17 protein-coding genes are annotated in these 18,550 nt (G+C 72.8%); 8 read left to right on the top strand and 9 right to left on the bottom strand.

Features of this window, described 5'->3' with window-relative positions; all coding sequences use genetic code 11:
• Positions 1-5: 5 nt before the first annotated feature.
• Both AMIS_RS09115 and AMIS_RS09120 read right to left on the bottom strand, forming a co-directional pair.
• Positions 6-509: a DUF2231 domain-containing protein gene (locus AMIS_RS09115; protein WP_014441929.1), complete on the bottom strand. Its 504-nt coding sequence runs from the start codon at positions 507-509 to the stop codon at positions 6-8.
• Between the two features lie 91 nt (positions 510-600).
• A complete protein-coding gene (locus AMIS_RS09120; RefSeq protein WP_014441930.1) occupies positions 601-1,851 on the bottom strand; it encodes a threonine/serine exporter family protein in 1,251 nt (416 codons plus the stop codon).
• Between the two features lie 98 nt (positions 1,852-1,949).
• Here AMIS_RS09120 and AMIS_RS09125 point away from each other — a divergent pair, with 98 nt between their 5' ends.
• From AMIS_RS09125 to AMIS_RS09140, 4 genes are all read left to right on the top strand, one after another.
• Positions 1,950-3,446: an MFS transporter gene (locus tag AMIS_RS09125; protein ID WP_041830643.1), complete on the top strand. Its 1,497-nt coding sequence runs from the start codon at positions 1,950-1,952 to the stop codon at positions 3,444-3,446.
• Positions 3,447-3,515: 69 nt separating this feature from the next.
• Positions 3,516-4,625, top strand: coding sequence for an aminopeptidase P family protein (locus AMIS_RS09130; RefSeq protein WP_014441932.1), 1,110 nt, complete (start codon positions 3,516-3,518; stop codon positions 4,623-4,625).
• A complete protein-coding gene (locus tag AMIS_RS09135; protein ID WP_014441933.1) occupies positions 4,622-5,569 on the top strand; it encodes a hypothetical protein in 948 nt (315 codons plus the stop codon). Before AMIS_RS09130 ends, AMIS_RS09135 begins: the two co-directional genes overlap by 4 nt.
• Before the next feature lie 160 nt (positions 5,570-5,729).
• On the top strand, positions 5,730-8,165 hold the full coding sequence (locus AMIS_RS09140) for a LuxR C-terminal-related transcriptional regulator (protein WP_014441934.1): 2,436 nt from the start codon (positions 5,730-5,732) through the stop codon (positions 8,163-8,165).
• Between the two features lie 51 nt (positions 8,166-8,216).
• Here AMIS_RS09140 and AMIS_RS09145 read toward each other — a convergent pair whose 3' ends face one another.
• Together AMIS_RS09145 and AMIS_RS09150 are read right to left on the bottom strand one after the other, a co-directional pair.
• Positions 8,217-9,956, bottom strand: a complete 1,740-nt coding sequence (locus AMIS_RS09145; RefSeq protein WP_014441935.1) for an ABC transporter ATP-binding protein — start codon at positions 9,954-9,956, stop codon at positions 8,217-8,219.
• Positions 9,953-11,626, bottom strand: a complete 1,674-nt coding sequence (locus AMIS_RS09150) for an ABC transporter ATP-binding protein (RefSeq protein ID WP_014441936.1) — start codon at positions 11,624-11,626, stop codon at positions 9,953-9,955. The genes AMIS_RS09145 and AMIS_RS09150 overlap by 4 nt, the downstream gene beginning before the upstream one ends.
• Positions 11,627-11,771: 145 nt before the next feature.
• Between AMIS_RS09150 and AMIS_RS09155 the strand changes: the two genes are divergently transcribed.
• The gene (locus AMIS_RS09155; RefSeq protein ID WP_014441937.1) at positions 11,772-12,080 is read left to right on the top strand and encodes a hypothetical protein; all 309 of its coding nucleotides are present in this window, start codon (positions 11,772-11,774) and stop codon (positions 12,078-12,080) included.
• 112 nt (positions 12,081-12,192) lie between these two features.
• On the opposite strand, the gene AMIS_RS09160 is transcribed toward AMIS_RS09155, so the two are convergent.
• Complete coding sequence (locus AMIS_RS09160; RefSeq protein ID WP_014441938.1) at positions 12,193-12,990, bottom strand: alpha/beta hydrolase; 798 nt, start codon at positions 12,988-12,990, stop codon at positions 12,193-12,195.
• Positions 12,991-13,033: 43 nt separating this feature from the next.
• Here AMIS_RS09160 and AMIS_RS09165 point away from each other — a divergent pair, with 43 nt between their 5' ends.
• A complete protein-coding gene (locus AMIS_RS09165; RefSeq protein WP_014441939.1) occupies positions 13,034-13,843 on the top strand; it encodes a siderophore-interacting protein in 810 nt (269 codons plus the stop codon).
• On the opposite strand, the gene AMIS_RS09170 is transcribed toward AMIS_RS09165, so the two are convergent.
• The 3 genes from AMIS_RS09170 to AMIS_RS40335 form a co-directional block, all read right to left on the bottom strand.
• Positions 13,806-15,092 (bottom strand): sensor histidine kinase, encoded by a 1,287-nt coding sequence (locus AMIS_RS09170; RefSeq protein WP_051041883.1) that lies wholly within the window; start codon positions 15,090-15,092, stop codon positions 13,806-13,808. The two genes, AMIS_RS09165 and AMIS_RS09170, sit on opposite strands and share 38 nt — an antisense overlap.
• 39 nt (positions 15,093-15,131) lie before the next feature.
• Entirely contained in the window at positions 15,132-15,290 is a 159-nt protein-coding gene (locus tag AMIS_RS42370; RefSeq protein WP_014441941.1) for a hypothetical protein, read from the bottom strand.
• A gap of 80 nt (positions 15,291-15,370) precedes the next feature.
• On the bottom strand, positions 15,371-15,877 hold the full coding sequence (locus AMIS_RS40335) for a GAF domain-containing protein (protein ID WP_014441942.1): 507 nt from the start codon (positions 15,875-15,877) through the stop codon (positions 15,371-15,373).
• A gap of 192 nt (positions 15,878-16,069) precedes the next feature.
• On the opposite strand from AMIS_RS40335, the gene AMIS_RS09180 reads away from it, so the two are divergent.
• Both AMIS_RS09180 and AMIS_RS09185 read left to right on the top strand, forming a co-directional pair.
• Positions 16,070-17,017: an NmrA/HSCARG family protein gene (locus AMIS_RS09180; RefSeq protein ID WP_014441943.1), complete on the top strand. Its 948-nt coding sequence runs from the start codon at positions 16,070-16,072 to the stop codon at positions 17,015-17,017.
• Positions 17,018-17,301: 284 nt separating this feature from the next.
• On the top strand, positions 17,302-17,940 hold the full coding sequence (locus tag AMIS_RS09185) for a GNAT family N-acetyltransferase (RefSeq protein ID WP_014441944.1): 639 nt from the start codon (positions 17,302-17,304) through the stop codon (positions 17,938-17,940).
• On the opposite strand, the gene AMIS_RS09190 is transcribed toward AMIS_RS09185, so the two are convergent.
• On the bottom strand, positions 17,882-18,541 hold the full coding sequence (locus AMIS_RS09190; protein ID WP_014441945.1) for a hypothetical protein: 660 nt from the start codon (positions 18,539-18,541) through the stop codon (positions 17,882-17,884). The two genes, AMIS_RS09185 and AMIS_RS09190, sit on opposite strands and share 59 nt — an antisense overlap.
• Positions 18,542-18,550: the final 9 nt, after the last annotated feature.

Genomic DNA, 18,550 nt, shown 5'->3' on the forward strand with positions numbered 1-18,550 from the left:
TGCGCTCACGCTGCCTCCGTTTCCACGGTTCGGGATCTCGTCCCGGCGGCATCATCAGCGTTGCTGAATGCGTGACGCCTCATCCCCGGCGAGCGGTTCGGCCCGATGATCCGGCCGCCGTAGCAGCCGCCGACGACCGCGACGGCCAGGCCGAGCACCTCCATGGCGAGCAGGCCGGGACCGGCCAGCCGGTCCGGGCTGCGGACCCGCATCAGGGTGAGCACCGCGAAGAAGATCAGCACGCCGGTGTCCAGCAGCAGGCTGAGGAAGGCCTCCCGGGCGGCCTGCGGGCCGCGGGCGGTGAACGCGTCGACACCGCCGGCCAGGGCGGCGATCAGGCCACCGGCCAGACCCCCGACCAGGATCCAGAAGGCAAGCGTCCCGGCCAGCGGCGGTGCGCCGAGCAGGCTGGCCAGGTCGAAGAGGAGCGCCTGCACGAAGAGCCCGAGCGGAAACATCAGCAGCAGCGGCTGCACCGGGTGGCCGCCGAGGCGGAGTCGGCTCTGCACACCCACCAGCCTGGGCCCCGGCGGCCGATCAGTCCTCACCCCGGGAGGGTGATAACGCAGCTCCACCAGGTCGTCCTCGGTGGTGGTGCCGTCATGCCGGCCGGACCTTCCGGACCGTCCGGGCCAGCCCGCGGTAGAGCGGGTGCCCGCAGAGCACGCCGAGGGCGACGGCGAGCATCGAGCTGACCGCGCCGAGCAGGTCCTCGCTGCCGCGCACGGTGTCCTGCCCGAGGTACTCGGTCATCCCGATCAGGGTGAGCGCGCCGGGCACCAGCAGCCAGAACCCGGGCAGGAACGAGACCAGGGCCGGCGGCCCGGAGGGGAAGCGCTCCACGATGTACGCCACGACGGTCAGCGCGACCGCGCCGATGAAGCCGCTGAGGTAGCCGCCGAGCACCAGGTTGCCGAAATACTGGCCGGTCCAGCCCGCGTAGAGCACGACGCAGAGCCAGCCGAACGTCCGCGGCGGCCCGGCCAGCATCAGGAAGTTGCCGAGGCCGACGATCAGCGGGCCGATCCACGGCCCCCACCAGCCGAGGGCGCTGGCCGGCACATCGGCCAACGCGGTCGGCGGCGGCACGCCGACGAGCTGAGCGGCGCCGAGGATGCCGAACGCGAGCAGGAGCAGCTGCATGATGCCCGCCACCAGCCGGCTCGCCCCGGTGATCATCTCGTAGGCGGAGAGCTCGACGACGGCCATGGTCAGCATCGCGCCGGGCAGGAACGTCACGAGCGGGGCGACCATGGCGCGCAGGTCGGCGTTGATCCACCCGGAGCCGGCGATCAGGAAGGTGAGCGAGGAGACGGTGAGCGCGGCGACCACGGGCATCACCATCTGCGCCGCCGGCCATCGCACGCCGGCCAGCTTGAAGACACCGACGAGCACGCCGAAGAGGGCGGAGAGCGCGAGGTCGTTCCAGGTGGGCAGCAGGATCAGGCAGATGCCGGAGGTGAGCACGGCGTGGCCGGTCACCCGGACCGCCGGGCCGAAGCGGGGTGGCGCCTTCACCAGGGCGAGGATCCGGCGGCTGCCCTCGGCCGGGTCGAGCTCGGCGTGCTCGGCGGCCCAGAGGATCCGGTAGAGCTCGGCCGTCTGGTCCAGCCGCAGTCCGCCGTAGAGCTGCTTGGTCGGCTCCTGCGTGGCCGGGCGGCCCGGTTCCAGCGACACCACCAGCAGAGTCGGGAAGACGCTGATCCGGGCCTGCGGAGCGCCGTACGCCGCACCCACCCGTTGCAGCCGGTCCTGGATCTGGGTGACCGCCTCGCCGGCGGCGGTGAGCCCGCTGCCCAGGTAGAGCAGGAACTCGAGCAGCTCCTTCTCCGAGGTCGTCGGCTTCGTCATCACCACCTCCGCGAATGCACGGTAGGCGGAACCGCGCCGCAGGAAATCACCCGGCGCGAGGGATGCTCCGGCGCGGCTCCGGCGGGAATCTGACCGACATGTCGACGACCGGAACCGACCGCGCCGCGGGACTCGGCGTGCTGCTGGCCGCCTGCGTCTCGGCGCTCGTGGTCAACGCCAACACCTCGGCGGTCACCATCCTGCTCCCGGCGATCAGCGAGGACCTCAGCGTCCCGGTCGACACGCTGCAGTGGGCGGTCACCGGATACATGCTGGTGGGCGCCGCGGTGATCGTCACCTCCGGCGCGCTCGGCGACGTCTTCGGCCGTCGCCGGATCTTCCTGGGCGGCCTGGTCCTCTTCGTCGCGTCCTGCGTGCTGATCGCGCTCTCGGACGGCGCGGCCGGGGTGATCGGCGGCCGGATGATCCAGGGCGCGGCCGGCTCGACGATCCTGGCCTGCGGGATGAGCCTGCTCTCGGTGGCCTCGTCCGGCGCGGCGCAGATGAAGGCGATCACGCTGTGGGGCGCCGCGTCCGCGATCGGCGCGGCGGCCGGTCCGCTGATCGGTGGCGCGCTCGTCGACGCGACCGGCTGGCAGGGCCTGTTCTGGCTGGACGCGGCGATCGCGGCGGCCTGCATCCCGCTCACCCTGATGACGGTCACCGAGTCCCGCGACCCGAACCGGCCGCGGTCCATCGACTGGCTCGGCACGGTGCTCGTCGCCGTCTTCCTGGTCCCGCTGGTGCTCGCGCTGAGCAAGAGCGGCGACTGGGGCTGGCTCTCGCTGCCGACCATCGGCTGCCTGGTGGTCGCGGTCCTCGGCGCGCTCGGTTTCGCGACCGCCGAGCGCCGGGCCGCCGCGCCCCTGGTCGACCTGCGCCTGCTGCGCAACCGGGTGCTGGTCGGCTCGACGATCGCGATCCTGCTGGTCGCCGGCGTGCTTAACGCGCTGATGTACCTGTTCAGCCTCTACTTCCAGGATCCGTCCACGTTCGCCATGTCGCCGCTCGTGGCGGGTGTCGCGACGCTGCCGGCCGCCGCCGCGATGATCGCCGTCACGCCGCTGATCACGCCGTTCGCCATGAAGATCGGCCCGGCCCGCGCGGTCGGGATGGGCTTCGCGCTGGCCGCCGCCGGCGCGGCCGGGCTGGCCTTCGTGACGGCTTCCTGGTCGTACGCCGCCTTCGTGCTCCCGATGATCGCGATCGCGGTCGGCCTCGGCGTGGCGAACGGCCCCGCCTCGTCCGCCTCCACCTCGGCCGTCCCCGCCGACCAGGTCGGCCAGGCCTCCGGCATCTCCAACATGGCCCGGTACGTCGGCGGCTCGCTCGCCGTCGCGGGCGCCGCCACCGTCTCCACCGGCGTCACCACGAGCAGCGCCGACGGCGGCGCGTCGCCCGCCGACGCCCTCGCGGCCGGGCTGGCCGGGGCGTCCGTGCTGCTCACCGTGATGTCCGCGGCCGGTGTCGCGCTGATCGTGCTGATGCGGCGGCACCGGGCGGAGAAGACCACGGCGGCGCACCGCGCGGCGGCCGCGGCCGGCGTCAGCCACACCATCCCGACGCGACCAGTAGAGACCCGACGAGACCGGTAGAGACCCGACGAGAACCGGTAGAGACCCGACGAGACCGGTAGAGACGGCTGCCTCAGGAGGCCCACAGACATGACGTTCACCGCCAAGGACTTCACCCGGCGCATGGAGCGGGCGCTGGCGCAGGCCGCCGACGCCGGGCTCACCGGTGTGCTGGTGACCCCCGGACCCGACCTGGTCTACTTCCTCGGGTACCAGCCCACCGCGATCACCGAGCGGATCACCATGCTGGTCCTCGACGCCGATCACGACCCGCACCTGATCGTCCCGGTGCTGGAACGGCCGGACGCCGAGGCCGCTCCGGGCGCCGCGGCGGTGACGATCACCGACTGGGCGGACGGCTCCGACCCGTACGCGGCCACCGCCCGGCTGCTCGACCCGCAGGGCCGGTACGCGCTCTCCGACTCGGCCTGGGCCATGCACCTGCTCGGGCTGCAGGACGCGCTGCGGGAGACCCGGTACACCTCGATCACCGGGTCGCTGCCGATGCTGCGGGCGGTCAAGGACGCCGCCGAGGTGGACCGGCTCGCCGCGGCGGGCGCGGCCGCCGACGCGGCCTACGAGCAGATCGTCACGGTACGGTTCGCCGGCCGCACCGAGCGCGAGGTCGGCACCGACCTGGCCCGGCTGCTGCGCGAGCACGGGCACTCGCAGGTCGACTTCACCGTGGTCGGGTCCGGGCCGAACGGCGCGAACCCGCACCACGAGATGGGCGACCGGGTGATCCAGGACGGCGACATGGTGGTGCTCGACTTCGGCGGGCTCAAGGACGGGTACGGCTCGGACACCACCCGGACCGTCCACGTCGGTGAGCCGTCGTCATCGGAGCGTGAGGTCTTCGAGCTGGTCAGGCTGGCGCAGCAGACCGCGTTCGAGGCGGTCCAGCCGGGCGTCGCCTGCCAGGACATCGACCGGGCGGCGCGACAAGTGATCACCGACGGCGGGTACGGCGAGCAGTTCATCCACCGGACCGGGCACGGAATCGGGCTGACGACGCACGAGCCGCCGTACATGGTGGAGGGTGAACAGCTTCCGCTCGTACCGGGGATGTGCTTCTCGATCGAGCCGGGGATCTACCTGCGCGGGCGGTTCGGGGTACGGATCGAGGACATCGTGACGGTCACCGAGAACGCCGGCCGCCGTCTCAACGACACCAGCCACGAACTGCGAATCGTCGCGTGAGGGGCGGACTCGCGCTGGCCCTGGTGGCGGCGCTGACCATGGGCGTGGCGGGCTGCACCGGGGAGGGCGGTGACGGTGACGGGGTGTCGCTGCCGACCGCGCTGCCCTCGGTGGACCGGCCGGAACGAACAGCGACGAGGACCGCCGAGCCGACGCGAACCGAGGCGACGCGAACCGAGGCGACGCGCACCGAGGCGACGGAGGATCCCGAGGAGACGACCGGACCGACCCGGACGAGGGAGACAGCCGCGCCGGTGACGACGACCGAGCCGGTGAAGACCACTGAGCCGGTGAGGACCACTCAGCCGGCTCAGACCCGTACCCCGGAAAGGACAGTGACCGAGGCGCCTGCCGCGACCACCACCCCGGCGGCCGAGGCGACGCAGTCGGCGCAGGCCGCCGTGCCGGTCTCGGAGAGCGACGACACCGGGAGCTTCTGGCCCTGGCTGCTGCTCTTCCTGGCGATCGGGGGAGTGATCGGGTTGGTGCTGATCGGCAGGTCGCGCCGGGAGACGGCGTGGGACGGCGAGGGCCGAGCCCTGGCCGTCGAGACGCGCAGCCTGCTCGGGGTGCGGCTGCCGCCGGTGCTGACCGCCCGGACCGCGGCCGAGCGGGGACTGTCCTGGCCGCCGGTCCGCGACGACCTGCGTGACCTCTCGGCGCGATGGGGACTGCTGTCGCAGAACGCCCCGGACGGCGATCGGCACGCGAGCTCCAGCCAGATCGCGGTGCTGCTGCGCGACCTGGCGCCGGCGATCGACGCGGAGAACGAGGCGCTCGCCGCCGGCCGGGACTGGCGGATGCTGCGGCCGCAGGTGGACGCGATCCTGGACGGCCTGGCCGCGCTGCTGCAGCCGCAGCCACGGCCGCAGCTGCCCCCGCAACAGCCGCCGCAGCCCGGGCCGAACCGCCGCCCGCCGCCGACCGAGCCCTACTACGCGTGAGGGGGATCGATCACCTTGATTGATCTTGTGTCGCCTTGCTGACGGCGCTTGACCTGCTTCGATGCGAGGATGGCACCCTGTGCCGTTGGCGTGACGGCCGGGCCCCTCGCCACCGAGAGCCGGTTCACGCAGTCGCGCCCCGATCGACCACGGGGTGACAATGAAGTCCACGGAGCTGCCCGCCATAGCCGAGCCACACCTGATCCGCCCGCGCCTGCACGCCCTCCTCGACGAGGCGGTGCAGCGTCAGGTCACGACCGTCCAGGCCGGACCCGGCTGGGGCAAGACCACACTCGTCGCCGGCTGGGCCGGCGGGCAGCCACGCCGGGTGGCCTGGCTGACGCTGGGCCGCCGGCACGCGACGGTTCCGGCGTTCTGCGCGGGCGTCGCCTCCGCGCTGAACGCCGTGTTCCCGCCGGCCGCGGTGCCGGGCCGGTTCGGGTTCGTCGCGAACGAGGCGGCCCTGCGCCGGCTGGCCGCGGGATTCACCCGTCCGGTGCCGCTGATCCTCGACGACCTGCACACCATCGACGGCTCGCCGGCCCTGCGGGTGCTCGCCGCCCTGATCCGGCGGCAGCCGGCCGGGCTCCGGCTGGTGCTGCTCAGCCGGAACGAGCCGGACCTGCCCCTGCACGTGCCGCGGGCGGCCGGCCGCCTCTACCCGATCGGCGCCGCCGACCTGCGGTTCGACGACGGCGAGGCGGCCGCGCTGGTCGGCCTGCTGCGGCCGGCCCTGCCGGTCGAGGAGATCACCGCGCTCGCCGAGGGCTGGCCGGTGGCGTTGCGGCTGGGCGCGGGGGCAGGCCCGGCCGACCCCGGCGAGGTGATCGGTGACTACCTGTCCCGGGAGGTGCTCGCCGGGCAGACCGCGGCCGTCCGCCGCTTCCTGACCCGGACCAGCATCGTCGACGAGGTGACCGAGGACCTCGCCGGCGCGCTGACCGGCGGGGCCGCCGGCCGGCGCATCCTTCCGGCGCTGCAGCGGACCACCGGCCTGGTGGTCGGCGCCCGGTACCACCGGCTGCTCCGGGCCGAGCTGCGCCGCCGGCTGGAGCGGGAGGCGCCGGACGAGGTGGCCGCTTTGCACGCCCGGGCCGCCCGGTGGTACGCCGGCGCCGGGATGCCCCTGGAAGCGCTGCGGCACGCCGCCGACGCGGAGGACTGGGCGTACCTGAGCCACCTCGTCGTCACGATCGCGCCCGGCCTGAGTCTCTCGCCCCAGCGGGCCGAGCTGGCCGCGCTGCTCCAGCGGATCCCGCCCGAGCTGCTGCCCACCACCCCGGAGTTCGTCGTCTGCGCGGCCCTGCTGGTGCTTTTCAACACCGACCTGGGCGCGCTGCCGAGCCTGATCGCCCGGGCCCGGGAGCTGCTGCTCCAGCGCTCGCCGGACGAGCAGGTGGTGATCGGCACCATCGTGGACCTGATCGAGGCGAGCGCGCTGATGCGGGTCACCGGCGACATGCCCGGCATGGTGACGGCGATCGACGGCATCCTGGACCGGCTGCCCGAGGCCGAGCGGCTGGCCGTTCCGATCGCGGCGGTGGTCCGCGCGGTCGCGACGGTCAACAAGGGGGTCGGCCTGCTGTGGACGCTGCGGGTCGGTGAGGCCCGGCGCTACCTGCTCAGCGGTCTCGCCGTGGCCCAGGATCTCGGCATGCTGCTCACCGTGGTCAACGCGGAGAGCCATCTCGCGCTGATCGCGTACTTCGACGGGGATCTGCGCGAGGCCGAGAAGCAGGCGTGCGCGGCCTACCACCGGGCCGATCGCTTCGGCGCCACGGGAACGATTCAGGTCACCGGGGGATACCTCGCGCTCGCCCTGGTCGAGGTGGAACGGGACCGCCTCGTGGAGGCCCAGGCCGTGCTCCGCAACGCCCGGCACTCGCAGACCGACCCCGCCGAGGCCACGCTCGCCGTGGTGTCGATGCTGGTCCGGGCCCATCTCGCGATCGCCGGCGGCGACCACGGGGCGGCCGCCGCGGCACTGCGCCAGGCCCGCGACGAGGTGGGGCCGTCGCTGCGGGCGCCGCTGATCGACCGCTGGCTGGACGCCGTCGAGAGCGAGACAGACCTGCTGGGCGGGCAGCCGGAACGGGCGGTGCAGCGGCTGGGCGACGTGCCCGGGGCGTCCCCCGCCGAACTCCTCATCCTGGGCCGGGCCCACCTCGCGGCCGGCCACCGGTCCGAGGGGGAGGACCTGCTGCGACGGGTGACCGAGCGGTCCGATCCGCTCTCCGCGGTCTCCGCGTGGATCGCGCTCGCCCGGTCCGCCGAGGCGCGCGGCGACACGGCGCGGTGCACGTCGGCGATGGCCCGGGCCGTCGCGCTGGCCGAGCCGGCCGGGATCACCCGGCCGTTCCGGGCGCTCGGCGCCGAGCACCTGCGCCGGGCCGAGCAGGTGCTCGAACCGCTGACCGAACGCGAGCTCGACGTGCTGCGCTTCCTGCCGTCCGTGCTGACCGCCAACGAGATCGCCGAGGAGCTGGGCGTCTCGGTCAACACGATCAAGGCGCACCTGCGGTCGATCTACCGGAAACTGGGCGCGAGCCGGCGGCGGGAGGCGATCACCCGGGCCCGCCGGTCCGGCCTGCTCTGACGGTTCTGTCGTTCGGTGCGGATGAGCTCGATGCGGGATCAGCTCGGAGGGTCAGGACGTGCGCCACGCGCTCCACAGCGTGGCGTACCGGCCGCCGGCCGCGAGCAGCTCCGCGTGGCTGCCCTCCTCGACCACCCGGCCGTCGTCCAGCACCAGGATCCGGTCCGCGGCGGCCGCCTGGGTGAGCCGGTGCGCCACGATCAGGGTGGTCCGGCCCTCGGTGGCGGCGGCCGCGGCCCGTTCCAGGTCACGGGCGCCGGAACTGCCCGCCTCGGCGGTCGCCTCGTCCAGCACCGCGACCTCCGGGCCGGCCAGGACGAGCCGGGCCAGGGCCAGTTGCTGTGCCTGGGCGGCGGTGAGCTGGTGCCCGCCCTCACCGACATGGGTCGCCAGCCCGTCCGGCAGGCTCCGCGCCCAGGTCGCGCCGGTCCGCTCCAGCGCGGCAGCCAGCTCCGCGTCGGTCGCGCCCGGCCGGGCCAGCCGCAGGTCGTCGGCGAGCGGACCGGCGAAGACGTGCACCTCCTGGCTGATCAGGGCGATCCGCCGCCGGGTGGCGTGCTCCCCGAGATCCTTCAGGGGTACGCCCCCGAGCTCCACCGACCCGTCCGACGGCTCGATGATCCCGGCCGCGATGGCGGCGAGGGTGGTCTTGCCGGCGCCGCTCGCGCCGACCAGGGCGACCCGCTCGCCCGGTTCCAGCGTGAGCGTGACACCGGAGAGGACCACCGGCCCGTCGGAGTACGAGTGCTTGGCCACCCGCACGGTCAGCCGCCCCGACGTGTGCGGCGTGATCGTCTTCTCCACCGGCACCGGCAGCGACGCCACCCCGACCAGCCGGGACAGGCTCGCCCCGGCCTGCAGCACCACGTCCGCCTCCATCAGCAGCAGGCCGATCGGGTTGAACAGCCGGTGGAAGTAGAGCGCCGCCGAGGTGGCCGCGCCGACCGTCGCCATCCCGTTGTCGACCAGCAGGAACCCGGCGATCAGGACCGCCGACAGACCGATCAGCTCGGACATGTTGATCCGCGAGCTGAACCGGGTGTAGAGCGTGAACACGTCCAGCGCCAGATCGCGGGTGACCCGCGACCGCTGGTCGATCAGCGCGGTCTGCTCCCGCTCCCGGCGGTACGCCCGGACCGTCGCGGCGCCCTGCAACGCGCCGGCCATCGCCTGCGCCCGTTCCGACGAGGCGACCCGCTCCCTCACGTAGAACGGCATCGACCGGGGCAGGTACCAGCGCAGGCTCAGCGCGTACCCGGGGGCCGCCGCCAGACCGGCCAGGCCGAGCCGCCAGTCCAGGGCGAACAGCCCGGCCGCGGTGAGCACGATGGAGAGCAGCGCGCCGACGAACATCGGGCCGCCCCCGGTGATCGCGTTCGCCACCACCGCGACGTCGTCACCGGTACGCGCCACCAGGTCCCCGGTCCCGGTCCGCTCCAGGGTGGCCGACGGCAGGTGCAGCGCCCGGTCCACGACCCGCTCCCGGAGCCGGGCCAGCACGGTCTCGCCGAGCCGTGCGAAGACCGCCGCGCCGGCCGCCGTGAGCAGCCCGCCCACGATCGCCGCCGCCGCGATCACCGCGACCCGTCCGAGCACCTGCCCGGTGCCCGCCCCGGCGATCACGTCGTCCACCAGCCGGCCCAGCACCCACGGCGCGACCAGGCCGGTCGCCGACGCGCCGACCAGCAGCACCACGGCCGCCGCGGTCAGGCCGGGCAGCCGGGCGAACTCGGCCCGGGTCGCCGCCCACGTCTCGCGCGGCGTGGCGGTGGGCAGCAGCATCCGGCTCATCGGAGCACCATCTCCCGGTAGCGCGGCTGGGCCGCGACGAGCTCGTCATGGGTTCCCTCGGCGACCACCGTGCCGCCGTCCAGCACCGCGACCCGGTCCGCGGCCCGCAGCAGCGCAGGACTACTGGTGATCACGAGGGTGCCGTGCGCGTCCCGGCCCCGCGTCGCCGCCAGCCGGTCGGCGATCAGCGCCTCGGTGACCGCGTCCACGGCGGTCGTCGGATCGTGCAGGACCAGCACCGGCGGCTCGGCGGCGAGGGCACGGGCCAGCGCCACCCGCTGCCGCTGGCCGCCGGAGAGGTTCGCGCCCCGCTCCAGCAACTCGTGATCCAGGCCGGCGGCGACCAGCACGTCCTCGGCGGCGGCCGCGTGGATCGCCGCGGTCAGCTCGGCGTCCGGCCGGCCACCGAGGTTCGCCCGCAGCGTCCCCTCGAAGAGCGTGACGTGATGCGGCTCGACGAGCACCACACCGCGCGACCCGGCGATGTCCAAGGTCTCGGCGGGGGCGCCGTCGATCAGGATCGTGCCCCGGTAGTCCTCCCGCGCCACGGAACCGGCCAGCAGGGCCAGCAGGGCTTCGGCGTCCCGCGCGTCATAGGCGACCAGGCCGACGATCTCCCCGGATCGGACGGTCAGCTTGAGGTGCTCCAGACCCCCGTACCCGATGCCGGAGAGGACGACCCGCTCCTGAGCCGGCGCCGGAACGCCCGCGTCGCCCGGCCGGATGGCCGGCGGCGCGCCGAGAACCCGGGACACCCGGCCGGCCGACGCCCGTGCCGTCGCGAACAGCTGCACGCACCAGCCCAGCGTCTGCACCGGCTCGGCGATGAACTGCGCCAGACCCACCACCGCGACCAGCTCACCGATGGTGATGTCACCGCGCAGCGCGAGCCACCCGGCGACCCCGGTGATCGCGGCCAGCAGCAGCCCGTTCACCGCCGTGGTCAGACCCAGGTGCAGACCCTTCGTGTTCGCCGTCCGCAACGTCTGCGCCAGCGTGTGCCCACTCGCTGCGGCATACCGCCCGGCCGCGTGATGCTGCGCCCCGATGCCGCGCAGCACCCGCAGCCCGGTCACCAGATCGACGGCCAGCGCGGTCGTCTCGGCAAGAGCCGCCTGCTGGGCGTCACTACGGCGAGTCAGCAGCGGCGCCAGCCGCTGCAGAGCAAAGAGCGCCAGGGGTACGGCGACGAGCACGCCCGCCCCGAGCGGAGGATTCACCACGATCAGCGCGACCGCCGACACCAGCAGCGCGGTGCACGCCGCGGCGGCCAGCCCGACCGCCCGTACCCCTTCCACCGCCTGCTCGGTGTCCCCGGCCGCGACGCTGAGCAGCTCACCGTCACGCAGTCCGGACTTCTGCCCGCGCGGATCCAGCGCCTTCTCGGCGATCTCCACCCGGAGCTGGTGCGCCTCCCGCTCGGCCGCCCCGAACCCGAGCCGCGACCCGAACCGCCAGGCGCCCGCCAGAATCGTGAAGAGCACCGTCAGCCCGGCCAGGGAGAGCAGCAGCGCGCCGCCGTCACCGGTCGCCACCGCCCGGTCGATGACGATGCCGATCGTCACCGGAACCATCGCCTCGGCGGCCTGGTGCAGGCAGAGAAGGGCGATCCCGCCCGCCAGGCGGCCGCGGTGACGTTTGATGGCACGTAGGAGAAGGCTGTCCGTCATGATCCCCACTTCGACAAGTTAGGACAGGCTAACTTGTGGGTGGGCGGGGCTTTTGGGTGGCGCGGGTGGGTTGCTTTGCCGGTGGCGCTGCGGGAGTTGTCCACGGGCTCGGCCGGGCGCCGCGGATTTGCGGCACCTTGGCCGGATGCCCGCTCCGCTGACCGTGCCGTTCCGAGGCTCCGCCGCGACCGCCGCCGGCCCGCTCACCAAGGGCCAGCTCCGCGGTCCCACCTGGCAACGCCTGCTGCCCGGCGTCCACGCCCCCCGTGACCTGCCACTCGACACCGGGTCCGGTGCCGCAGCCGCCCTGCTGCTCCCGCCGGGCACGGCGATCGGCGGGCTCAGCGCCGCGTACCTGTGGGGCACCGAGCTGGTACGCCCGCAATCCCCGGTGTCCGTCGTCGCACCCCGCAACGGCTGGACGATCCGTGATCACCGGATCACCAGGCACTAATTGATGATCAGGGATTGCCGACAGCACTACGCACCAGCCGGACCAGCTGGTGCGCAGTGCTGTCCACCTTGTCCGACTTGTCAGACTTGTCGTGTCGGAAGGCTCGGCCGCGCTACGACACTGCCTTTATCAGAGACTTCGCCGCACCCATCAGCTCCGGGCCGTCGAGCAGCGTCCGGTCGTTGTGGTCGGCGCCGGGAACGACCACCTCCCCCGCGAGCAGCCCCGCCCGCCGTGCCACCTCAGCGCTCTGCGTGGCCGGCACCACCGAATCCGCAGTCCCATAGACCACCACCGTAGGTGCCCTCACCTGGGAGATCTGGTCCGCCACCGGATACCTGTCACGGAGCAGCGCCCCCACCGGCAACCACGGGTAGTGCACCCGCCCGGCCGCCGCCAGTGACGTGAACGGCGATCTCAGCAGCAGACCCGCCGGGGGATGCCGCACCGCGAGCGACGTGACCACCCCGGCCCCGAGGCTCTCCCCGTAGTAGACGACCGGCATGCCGAGGGTGTCGAGGAACGCCCGCCCGGCGACCGCGTCCCGGTGAAGCCCGTCCTCACTGGGCCGCCCCGGATTTCCGCCGTAACCGCGGTAGTCCAGCAGCAGCACTGTCACGCCGAGCGCCGCGAGTGCCGAGGCCAGTGGCATCCGGCCCGCACGGTTGCCGCCGTTGCCGTGGGCAACGAGCACGGAGAGTGGTCGTTCGGGCGTACCCAATGGGGGCCTGACCAGCCATGCTCCCAGCCGCAGCCCGTCGTCGGTGCGGAGGGTGACGGCGCTTGCGCCGACGGCGAGGGGTGGTGCGGCGCGGTCCGGGAAGTAGATCAACTTGCGCTGCAGGGTCCAGATCACAAGAGCAATCATGAGTACGGCCAGGGCCCCGCGCAGCAGGAGCACTCGACCCATTGAGTTAGGTTACCCTAACCTCCCGACTGCCCCCGGAGGTTCGATGTCCAACTTCAAGATTCGTAAGCCGGTCGATCCGCATGTGCTGATGCTGGAGGTGATCGGCAGCGCGCGGGTCTCCCCGAACGTCGTCCGGGTGACGTTCGGCGGAGCGGGGCTGGACCGGTTCACGCCGCTCGGCTACGACCAGTGGTTCCGGCTCTTCCTGGCGCGCCCCGGGCAGGACTCGCTCAAGCTGCCGACCCGCACGTCCGGCCTCTGGTACGCGCAGTACCTGGCGACCGCGAAGCCGAAGCGCCCGTTCGTCCGGAACTACACGGTTCGCGCGCACCGGCCGGGCGCGCTCGACGTCGACTTCGTGGTGCACGTGGACGCGGACGGGCACAGCGGTCCGGCGAGTTCGTTCGCGCTGAACGCGAAGCCCGGTGAGCAGGTCGGCCTGCTCGATCAGGGGTGTGGGTACAACCCGCGGAGCGAGCACGACTGGACGCTGATGGTCGCCGACGAGACGGGGCTTCCGGCGGTCGCCGGGATCTGCGAGTCGCTGCCGGACGACGCGCGCGGGATCGCCATCGTGGAGTTGCCGTCGATCGAGGACAAGCAGGACTTCCGGGTGCCGGCGGGCGTCCGGCTGGTCTGGGTGCCGCGGGACGGCGCGGACGGGGTTCCGGGGCAGCGCGCGCTCGCCGTGCTGCGGGAGACGGAGCTGCCGGGCGGGACGGTCTACGCGTACCTGGTCGGTGAATCGTCCCTGGCCACCGGCGCGCGCCGGCACCTGGTCGGCGAGCGCCAGGTGCCGAAGCAGAGTGTGGACTTCATCGGATACTGGCGGCACGGTCACGCCGCTGGCTGAGGGCGGCGACCGCGCCGGGCAGCCACACGCTGATCACCGTTCCGCCGTCCGGCGCCTCGTCCACCGCGATCGTGCCGTGGTGGCGCTCGACGATCCGCAGGCAGGTGGAGAGCCCGACGCCGTGTCCCCGGCGGCGGGCCGGGTCCACCTGCGTGAACATGTCGAAGACGCGGCCGCGCTCGGTCGCCGGGATGCCGACGCCGTTGTCGGTCACGGTGATCAGATGGCCGCCGTCGGTGTGCCGGCCGGCGATCTCGACGCGCGGTGCCCGTTCCGGGTGGTGGTACGTGACCGCATTGTCGATCAGGTTCTGCAGCAGCTGCCGGAGCAGGGTGGGGTCGGCGTTCAGCTCGACGTTGCCGCGTACCCGGACCTCGGCGCCGTGGCTCTCGATCAGCGTGCGCAGGTCGGCGGTGGCCGCCGCGGTGGCCTCGGCGAGGGTGACCGCGGAGCGCACGCAGGGCGCGTTGCCGGCCTTGGCGTAGGTGAGCAGCGCCTCGACCAGCTGCCGCATCCGTTCCATCGACTCGCTCGCCCCGGCCAGCCAGCCCGCAGCGCGCTCGTCCAGGCGGTCGCCGTAGAGCTGGTCGATCAGCTCCAGGTATCCGCTGGTGCTGGCGAGCGGGCGGACCAGATCGTTGCTGACCGCCGCCGCGAATCCCTCCAGCTCCTCGTTGGAGCGGCGTAGCTCGGCGTGTGCCAGTTCCAGCCGCCGCCGGTCGCGTTCGGCCGCGGCGGTCGCCTGCTCGGCGATCCGGGTCTGCCGGCGGCGTTCGAAGAGCCCGACGAGGATCTCGGCCAGGTCTTCGAGCCGGGCCAGCTGGGCCTCGGTGAGCGACTTCGCCTCGGTGTCGAAGACGCAGAGCGTGCCGAGGGCGTAGCCGGACGGGGTGACCAGCGGGACCGAGGCGTAGAAGCGCACGGCGCCGATCCGGCCGTCGACCCACGGGTTGCCGGCGTAGATCGGGTGCCGGCTCGCGTCCGGCACGTGCGCGATCCGGCCGCCGCGGAACGCGATGGCGCACATCGAGTCGGATCGCCGGGTGGTGGACCCCTCGAAACCGACGGTGGTGAGCTGGCACTGCCGGCTCTCGTCGATCAGGTTCAGGGTCGCCGTCGGGACGTCCGCGATGGTCGCGGCGATCCGGACGACGGCGGTCACCTCCGCGTCGGCGGGGGAGTCCAGAAGCGCGTACTCGTGCAGTGCGGCGAGACGGGCCTCTTCGAGATCGAGCATCAGCGTCGGCACGACGACGGTATCGGCAGGCCGTGCACCGGGCTGAGAAGACTATGTGGTCAGACCGTTGACCAGCGCCACGATGTCGCCGCGCAGGTCGGTGGCGCAGACGATCAGGCCGGCGATGACGAGCACCGCGAGCAGGACGTACTCGACGCGGTGACGGAACGACTCCACACCGGATCGGCCGGCTGGTTCAGGCGTGCCCATGGATCCCTCTGGTAGTGAACGGGGATCGCCCGCGACCGGGAAGGGTCACGGGCGATCGGCGAACGCGGAGGTCAGCGGTGTCAGCGGTCGAGCAGCCGCACGGCACGGTGGCTGTGCTCCTCCAGCAGGGCCACGGTGGTGGCGTCGAACGAGTCCGGTTCGGGGGCGAACGCGCAGAGCGTGCCGACGACCGTGCCGCCGACGCGCAGCGGGACACCCGCGTACGAGCGGGCCGTCCCGTAGAGGTCGGCCGAGCGGAACGGACCCCACTGCTCGGCGTGCAGGTCGACGACGATCAGCGCCTTGTCCGGATTGACCACGCGCGGGCAGATCGACCACCCGGCCGGCACGCCGCCGGTCTCCGCCACCCAGCCGCTGACGCCGGTGGCGGCGGCGATCAGGACGGCGTCCGGGCGTACCAGGTTCAGCGCCACGACCGGAACGCTCAGCCGCGCCGCCACGCCGGCGACCACCGCCTGGAGCTCGTCCCGGACGGGCGCGCTGTTCGCCAGCAAGTTGGTGACCGTCTCGGTGCGTGAGTCGACCAGCACGTCGAGAGAGGTCGCCTCGTAGCCTGACTGGGGCATCCATGATCCTTTCGGTCGTCCGAGGTGCTCCGGTGAACCCTCCTCCGGGACGGGTGCTTCGCCGTACACCTGACGTTGCTGTCCGGTAGCGATCACCGTGACCGCCGTCTCATCGCATCGGGAATTATCGATGTAGTGCCCCGGTTGCACCGGCCGCAACGTCCGGTGGTGAAACCCAGGGGAGTGAGTCGGATGAGCGAGAAGAAGGTCATCGCAGTCGTCGGAGCCACCGGTGCGCAGGGTGGTGGCCTGGTCCGAGCGATCCTGGCCGACCCGGACGGTGGGTTCGCGGTGCGGGCGCTGACCCGCGACGTGACCTCGCCGGCGGCGCAGGAACTGGTCAAGCTCGGCGCCGAGGTGGTGCAGGCGGACAACTACGACCCCGAGAGCCTGGTGCGGGCGTTCACCGGGGCGTACGGCGGGTACTTCGTGACGAACTTCTGGGCCCACATGTCCGCCGAGAAGGAGCTGGTGGAGGCGACCAACCTGGCGGACGCGGCCGGTCGCGCCGGGCTCGAGCACGTGGTCTGGTCGACGCTGGAGGACACCCGGGACCACATCCCGGTGACCGGCGAGCGGATGCCGGTGCTGCAGGAGAGGTACAACGTCCCGCACTTCGACGCGAAGGCCGAGGCGGACGAGCTGTTCCGGGCGGCCGGGGTGCCCGTCACGTTCCTGCGGACCACGTTCTACTGGGAGAACCTCGCCAGCGGGTGGGGCGCCACACGCGACGCCGGCGGGGTGCTCACGCTGAGCCTGCCGATGGGTGACAGCAGGCTCGCCGGGATCGCGGTGGAGGACATCGGGCGGACCGCGTACGGGATCTTCAAGGCCGGAAATGATTACGTCGGGCAGACGGTGCACATCGCCGGTGAGCACCTGACCGGCGCGGAGATCGCGGCGGGTTTGAGCCGCGCGGTGGGGGAGCCGGTCGTGTATCGCCCGCTGAGTCATGACGCCTATCGGGCGCTGGGATTCCCGGGTGCGGACGAGGCCGGGAACATGCTGCAGTACTACACGGAGTTCGACGAGTACTTCACCGGTGTGCGTGATCTGGAGACGGTGCGGAAGCTGAACCCGCGGCTGCAGAGTTTCGACCAGTGGCTCGCGGTGAACGGGCACACGATCCCGCGGGATTGATCGTTGGCGAGCTTCGGCGAGCCGCCGCATCGGGAGCGCGTGTTCTTGCGAGCCGCCGCATCGGGAGCGCGTGTTCTTGCGAGCCGCCGCATCGGGGCGCGCCTTTTTGCGAGCCGCCGGATCGGGGCGCGTGTTTTGCGAGCCGCCGCATCGAGACCCGGTCCACCACAGCCGGGCTCGGTGCGGCGGCTCGATCAAACCGTATCCAAACCGGGCAACTGACCACCAGCATTTATGAGCCTAGCCTCCTAGGATGGCCGGAGGCAGCGTTACGCTCGGGACTTGTGATCTCCATTGCCACGCCGGCGCACCGGGACCGGATCGTCAGCTCGCTCGTCGCCGCGTTCACCGCCGATCCCGTGATCCGGCACCTCTTCCCCGACGACGAGACCTATCCGGTGTACGCGGCCGCCTTCTTCGGTCACCTCTTCGACAAGCGGGTGCACCGTCAGTCGATCTGGATGGCGGGGGATGGGTACTCGGCCGCGATCTGGGAGCCGCCGTCCGTTCCGGCCGCGACCGTGGAGACTCACGCCACGACCATGGAGACGCGCGCCGCGACCGTGGAGACTCTCGCGCCCGCCGCCCTGCCGCCTGCCGAGTTCGCCCGGATGCGGGCCTACGACGACGCCATCCACGCCGCCCTCCCGTCGTACCCCTACTGGTACCTGGGCGTCCTCGGCACCCACCCGGACTGGACCGGCCGCCGCTGGGGTCACGCCGTGATGGCCGCCGGCCTGCGCCGCGCCGCCGAGGACGGCCTGCCCGCCGTCCTGGAGACCAGCACGCAGGGCAACGTCGAGATGTACCGCCGGGCCGGCTGGGAGGTCATCGCCACCGTCGAGCATCCGCTGCGGGCGTGGGTCATGCAGCAATCAGCGCCTCCCGCGGCTGAGGCCGTGCCGCCGTCAGCCACACGGTGAGGATCAGGACCAGCTCACCCAGGTTGCTCAGCCACAGCACCGCCGCCCCGGCGCCCGCCGCCGCGAACATCACCACCCCGCCGGCCAGCAGCCACGGCCAGCGGGCGCGGACCAGCAACGCGACGCCGATCCCGATCATCACGAGGATCGCGATGACGGCCGGGACGGGTGGCCCGTTCGCGGCGGCGTTCGTGTAGCGCAGCGTGTCGGCGTACCGGGTCGGCTCCAGGTCCAGCGTGACGATGTCGGCCCAGGCGCCGGCCGCGATCAGCAGCAGCGTCAGCGCGCCGAACGCGGCCGGGACGACTCGTCCGGCGAGGAACCGCACGCCGTGGTGGCGGCCCAGACCCACCGCCACCATGATCAGCAGTGGTACGAGCAGGGCGTGGGTGACGTACCGGGGAAGGGAGAGGGACCGGAGCAGCGAGCCCTCGCCGAGGGTGCTGCCGATCGCCACCACCACGTTGTCGTAGATCAGCGCGAGGATGACGAGGACGAGCAGGCTCAGCGTCCAGTCCGGTTGCCGCCGCCGCAGCGCGATCACGAGGCCGAGCAGGGCGATCTCCGCGACGGCGATCAGTCCGAACAGCACGCTCACCACGACGGCTCC

The organism is Actinoplanes missouriensis 431 (assembly GCF_000284295.1).
GTDB classification, from domain to species: domain Bacteria; phylum Actinomycetota; class Actinomycetes; order Mycobacteriales; family Micromonosporaceae; genus Actinoplanes; species Actinoplanes missouriensis.

Coding starts and splice junctions, on each gene's coding strand:
- AMIS_RS09150 (WP_014441936.1), bottom strand. CDS start 11,626: ATGACGGACAGCCTTCTCCTACGTGCCATCAAACGTCACCGCGGCCGC.
- AMIS_RS09120 (WP_014441930.1), bottom strand. CDS start 1,851: ATGACGAAGCCGACGACCTCGGAGAAGGAGCTGCTCGAGTTCCTGCTC.
- AMIS_RS09160 (WP_014441938.1), bottom strand. CDS start 12,990: ATGGGTCGAGTGCTCCTGCTGCGCGGGGCCCTGGCCGTACTCATGATT.
- AMIS_RS09130 (WP_014441932.1), top strand. CDS start 3,516: ATGACGTTCACCGCCAAGGACTTCACCCGGCGCATGGAGCGGGCGCTG.
- AMIS_RS42370 (WP_014441941.1), bottom strand. CDS start 15,290: ATGGGCACGCCTGAACCAGCCGGCCGATCCGGTGTGGAGTCGTTCCGT.
- AMIS_RS09140 (WP_014441934.1), top strand. CDS start 5,730: ATGAAGTCCACGGAGCTGCCCGCCATAGCCGAGCCACACCTGATCCGC.
- AMIS_RS09180 (WP_014441943.1), top strand. CDS start 16,070: ATGAGCGAGAAGAAGGTCATCGCAGTCGTCGGAGCCACCGGTGCGCAG.
- AMIS_RS09145 (WP_014441935.1), bottom strand. CDS start 9,956: ATGAGCCGGATGCTGCTGCCCACCGCCACGCCGCGCGAGACGTGGGCG.
- AMIS_RS09155 (WP_014441937.1), top strand. CDS start 11,772: ATGCCCGCTCCGCTGACCGTGCCGTTCCGAGGCTCCGCCGCGACCGCC.
- AMIS_RS09125 (WP_041830643.1), top strand. CDS start 1,950: ATGTCGACGACCGGAACCGACCGCGCCGCGGGACTCGGCGTGCTGCTG.
- AMIS_RS09165 (WP_014441939.1), top strand. CDS start 13,034: ATGTCCAACTTCAAGATTCGTAAGCCGGTCGATCCGCATGTGCTGATG.
- AMIS_RS40335 (WP_014441942.1), bottom strand. CDS start 15,877: ATGCCCCAGTCAGGCTACGAGGCGACCTCTCTCGACGTGCTGGTCGAC.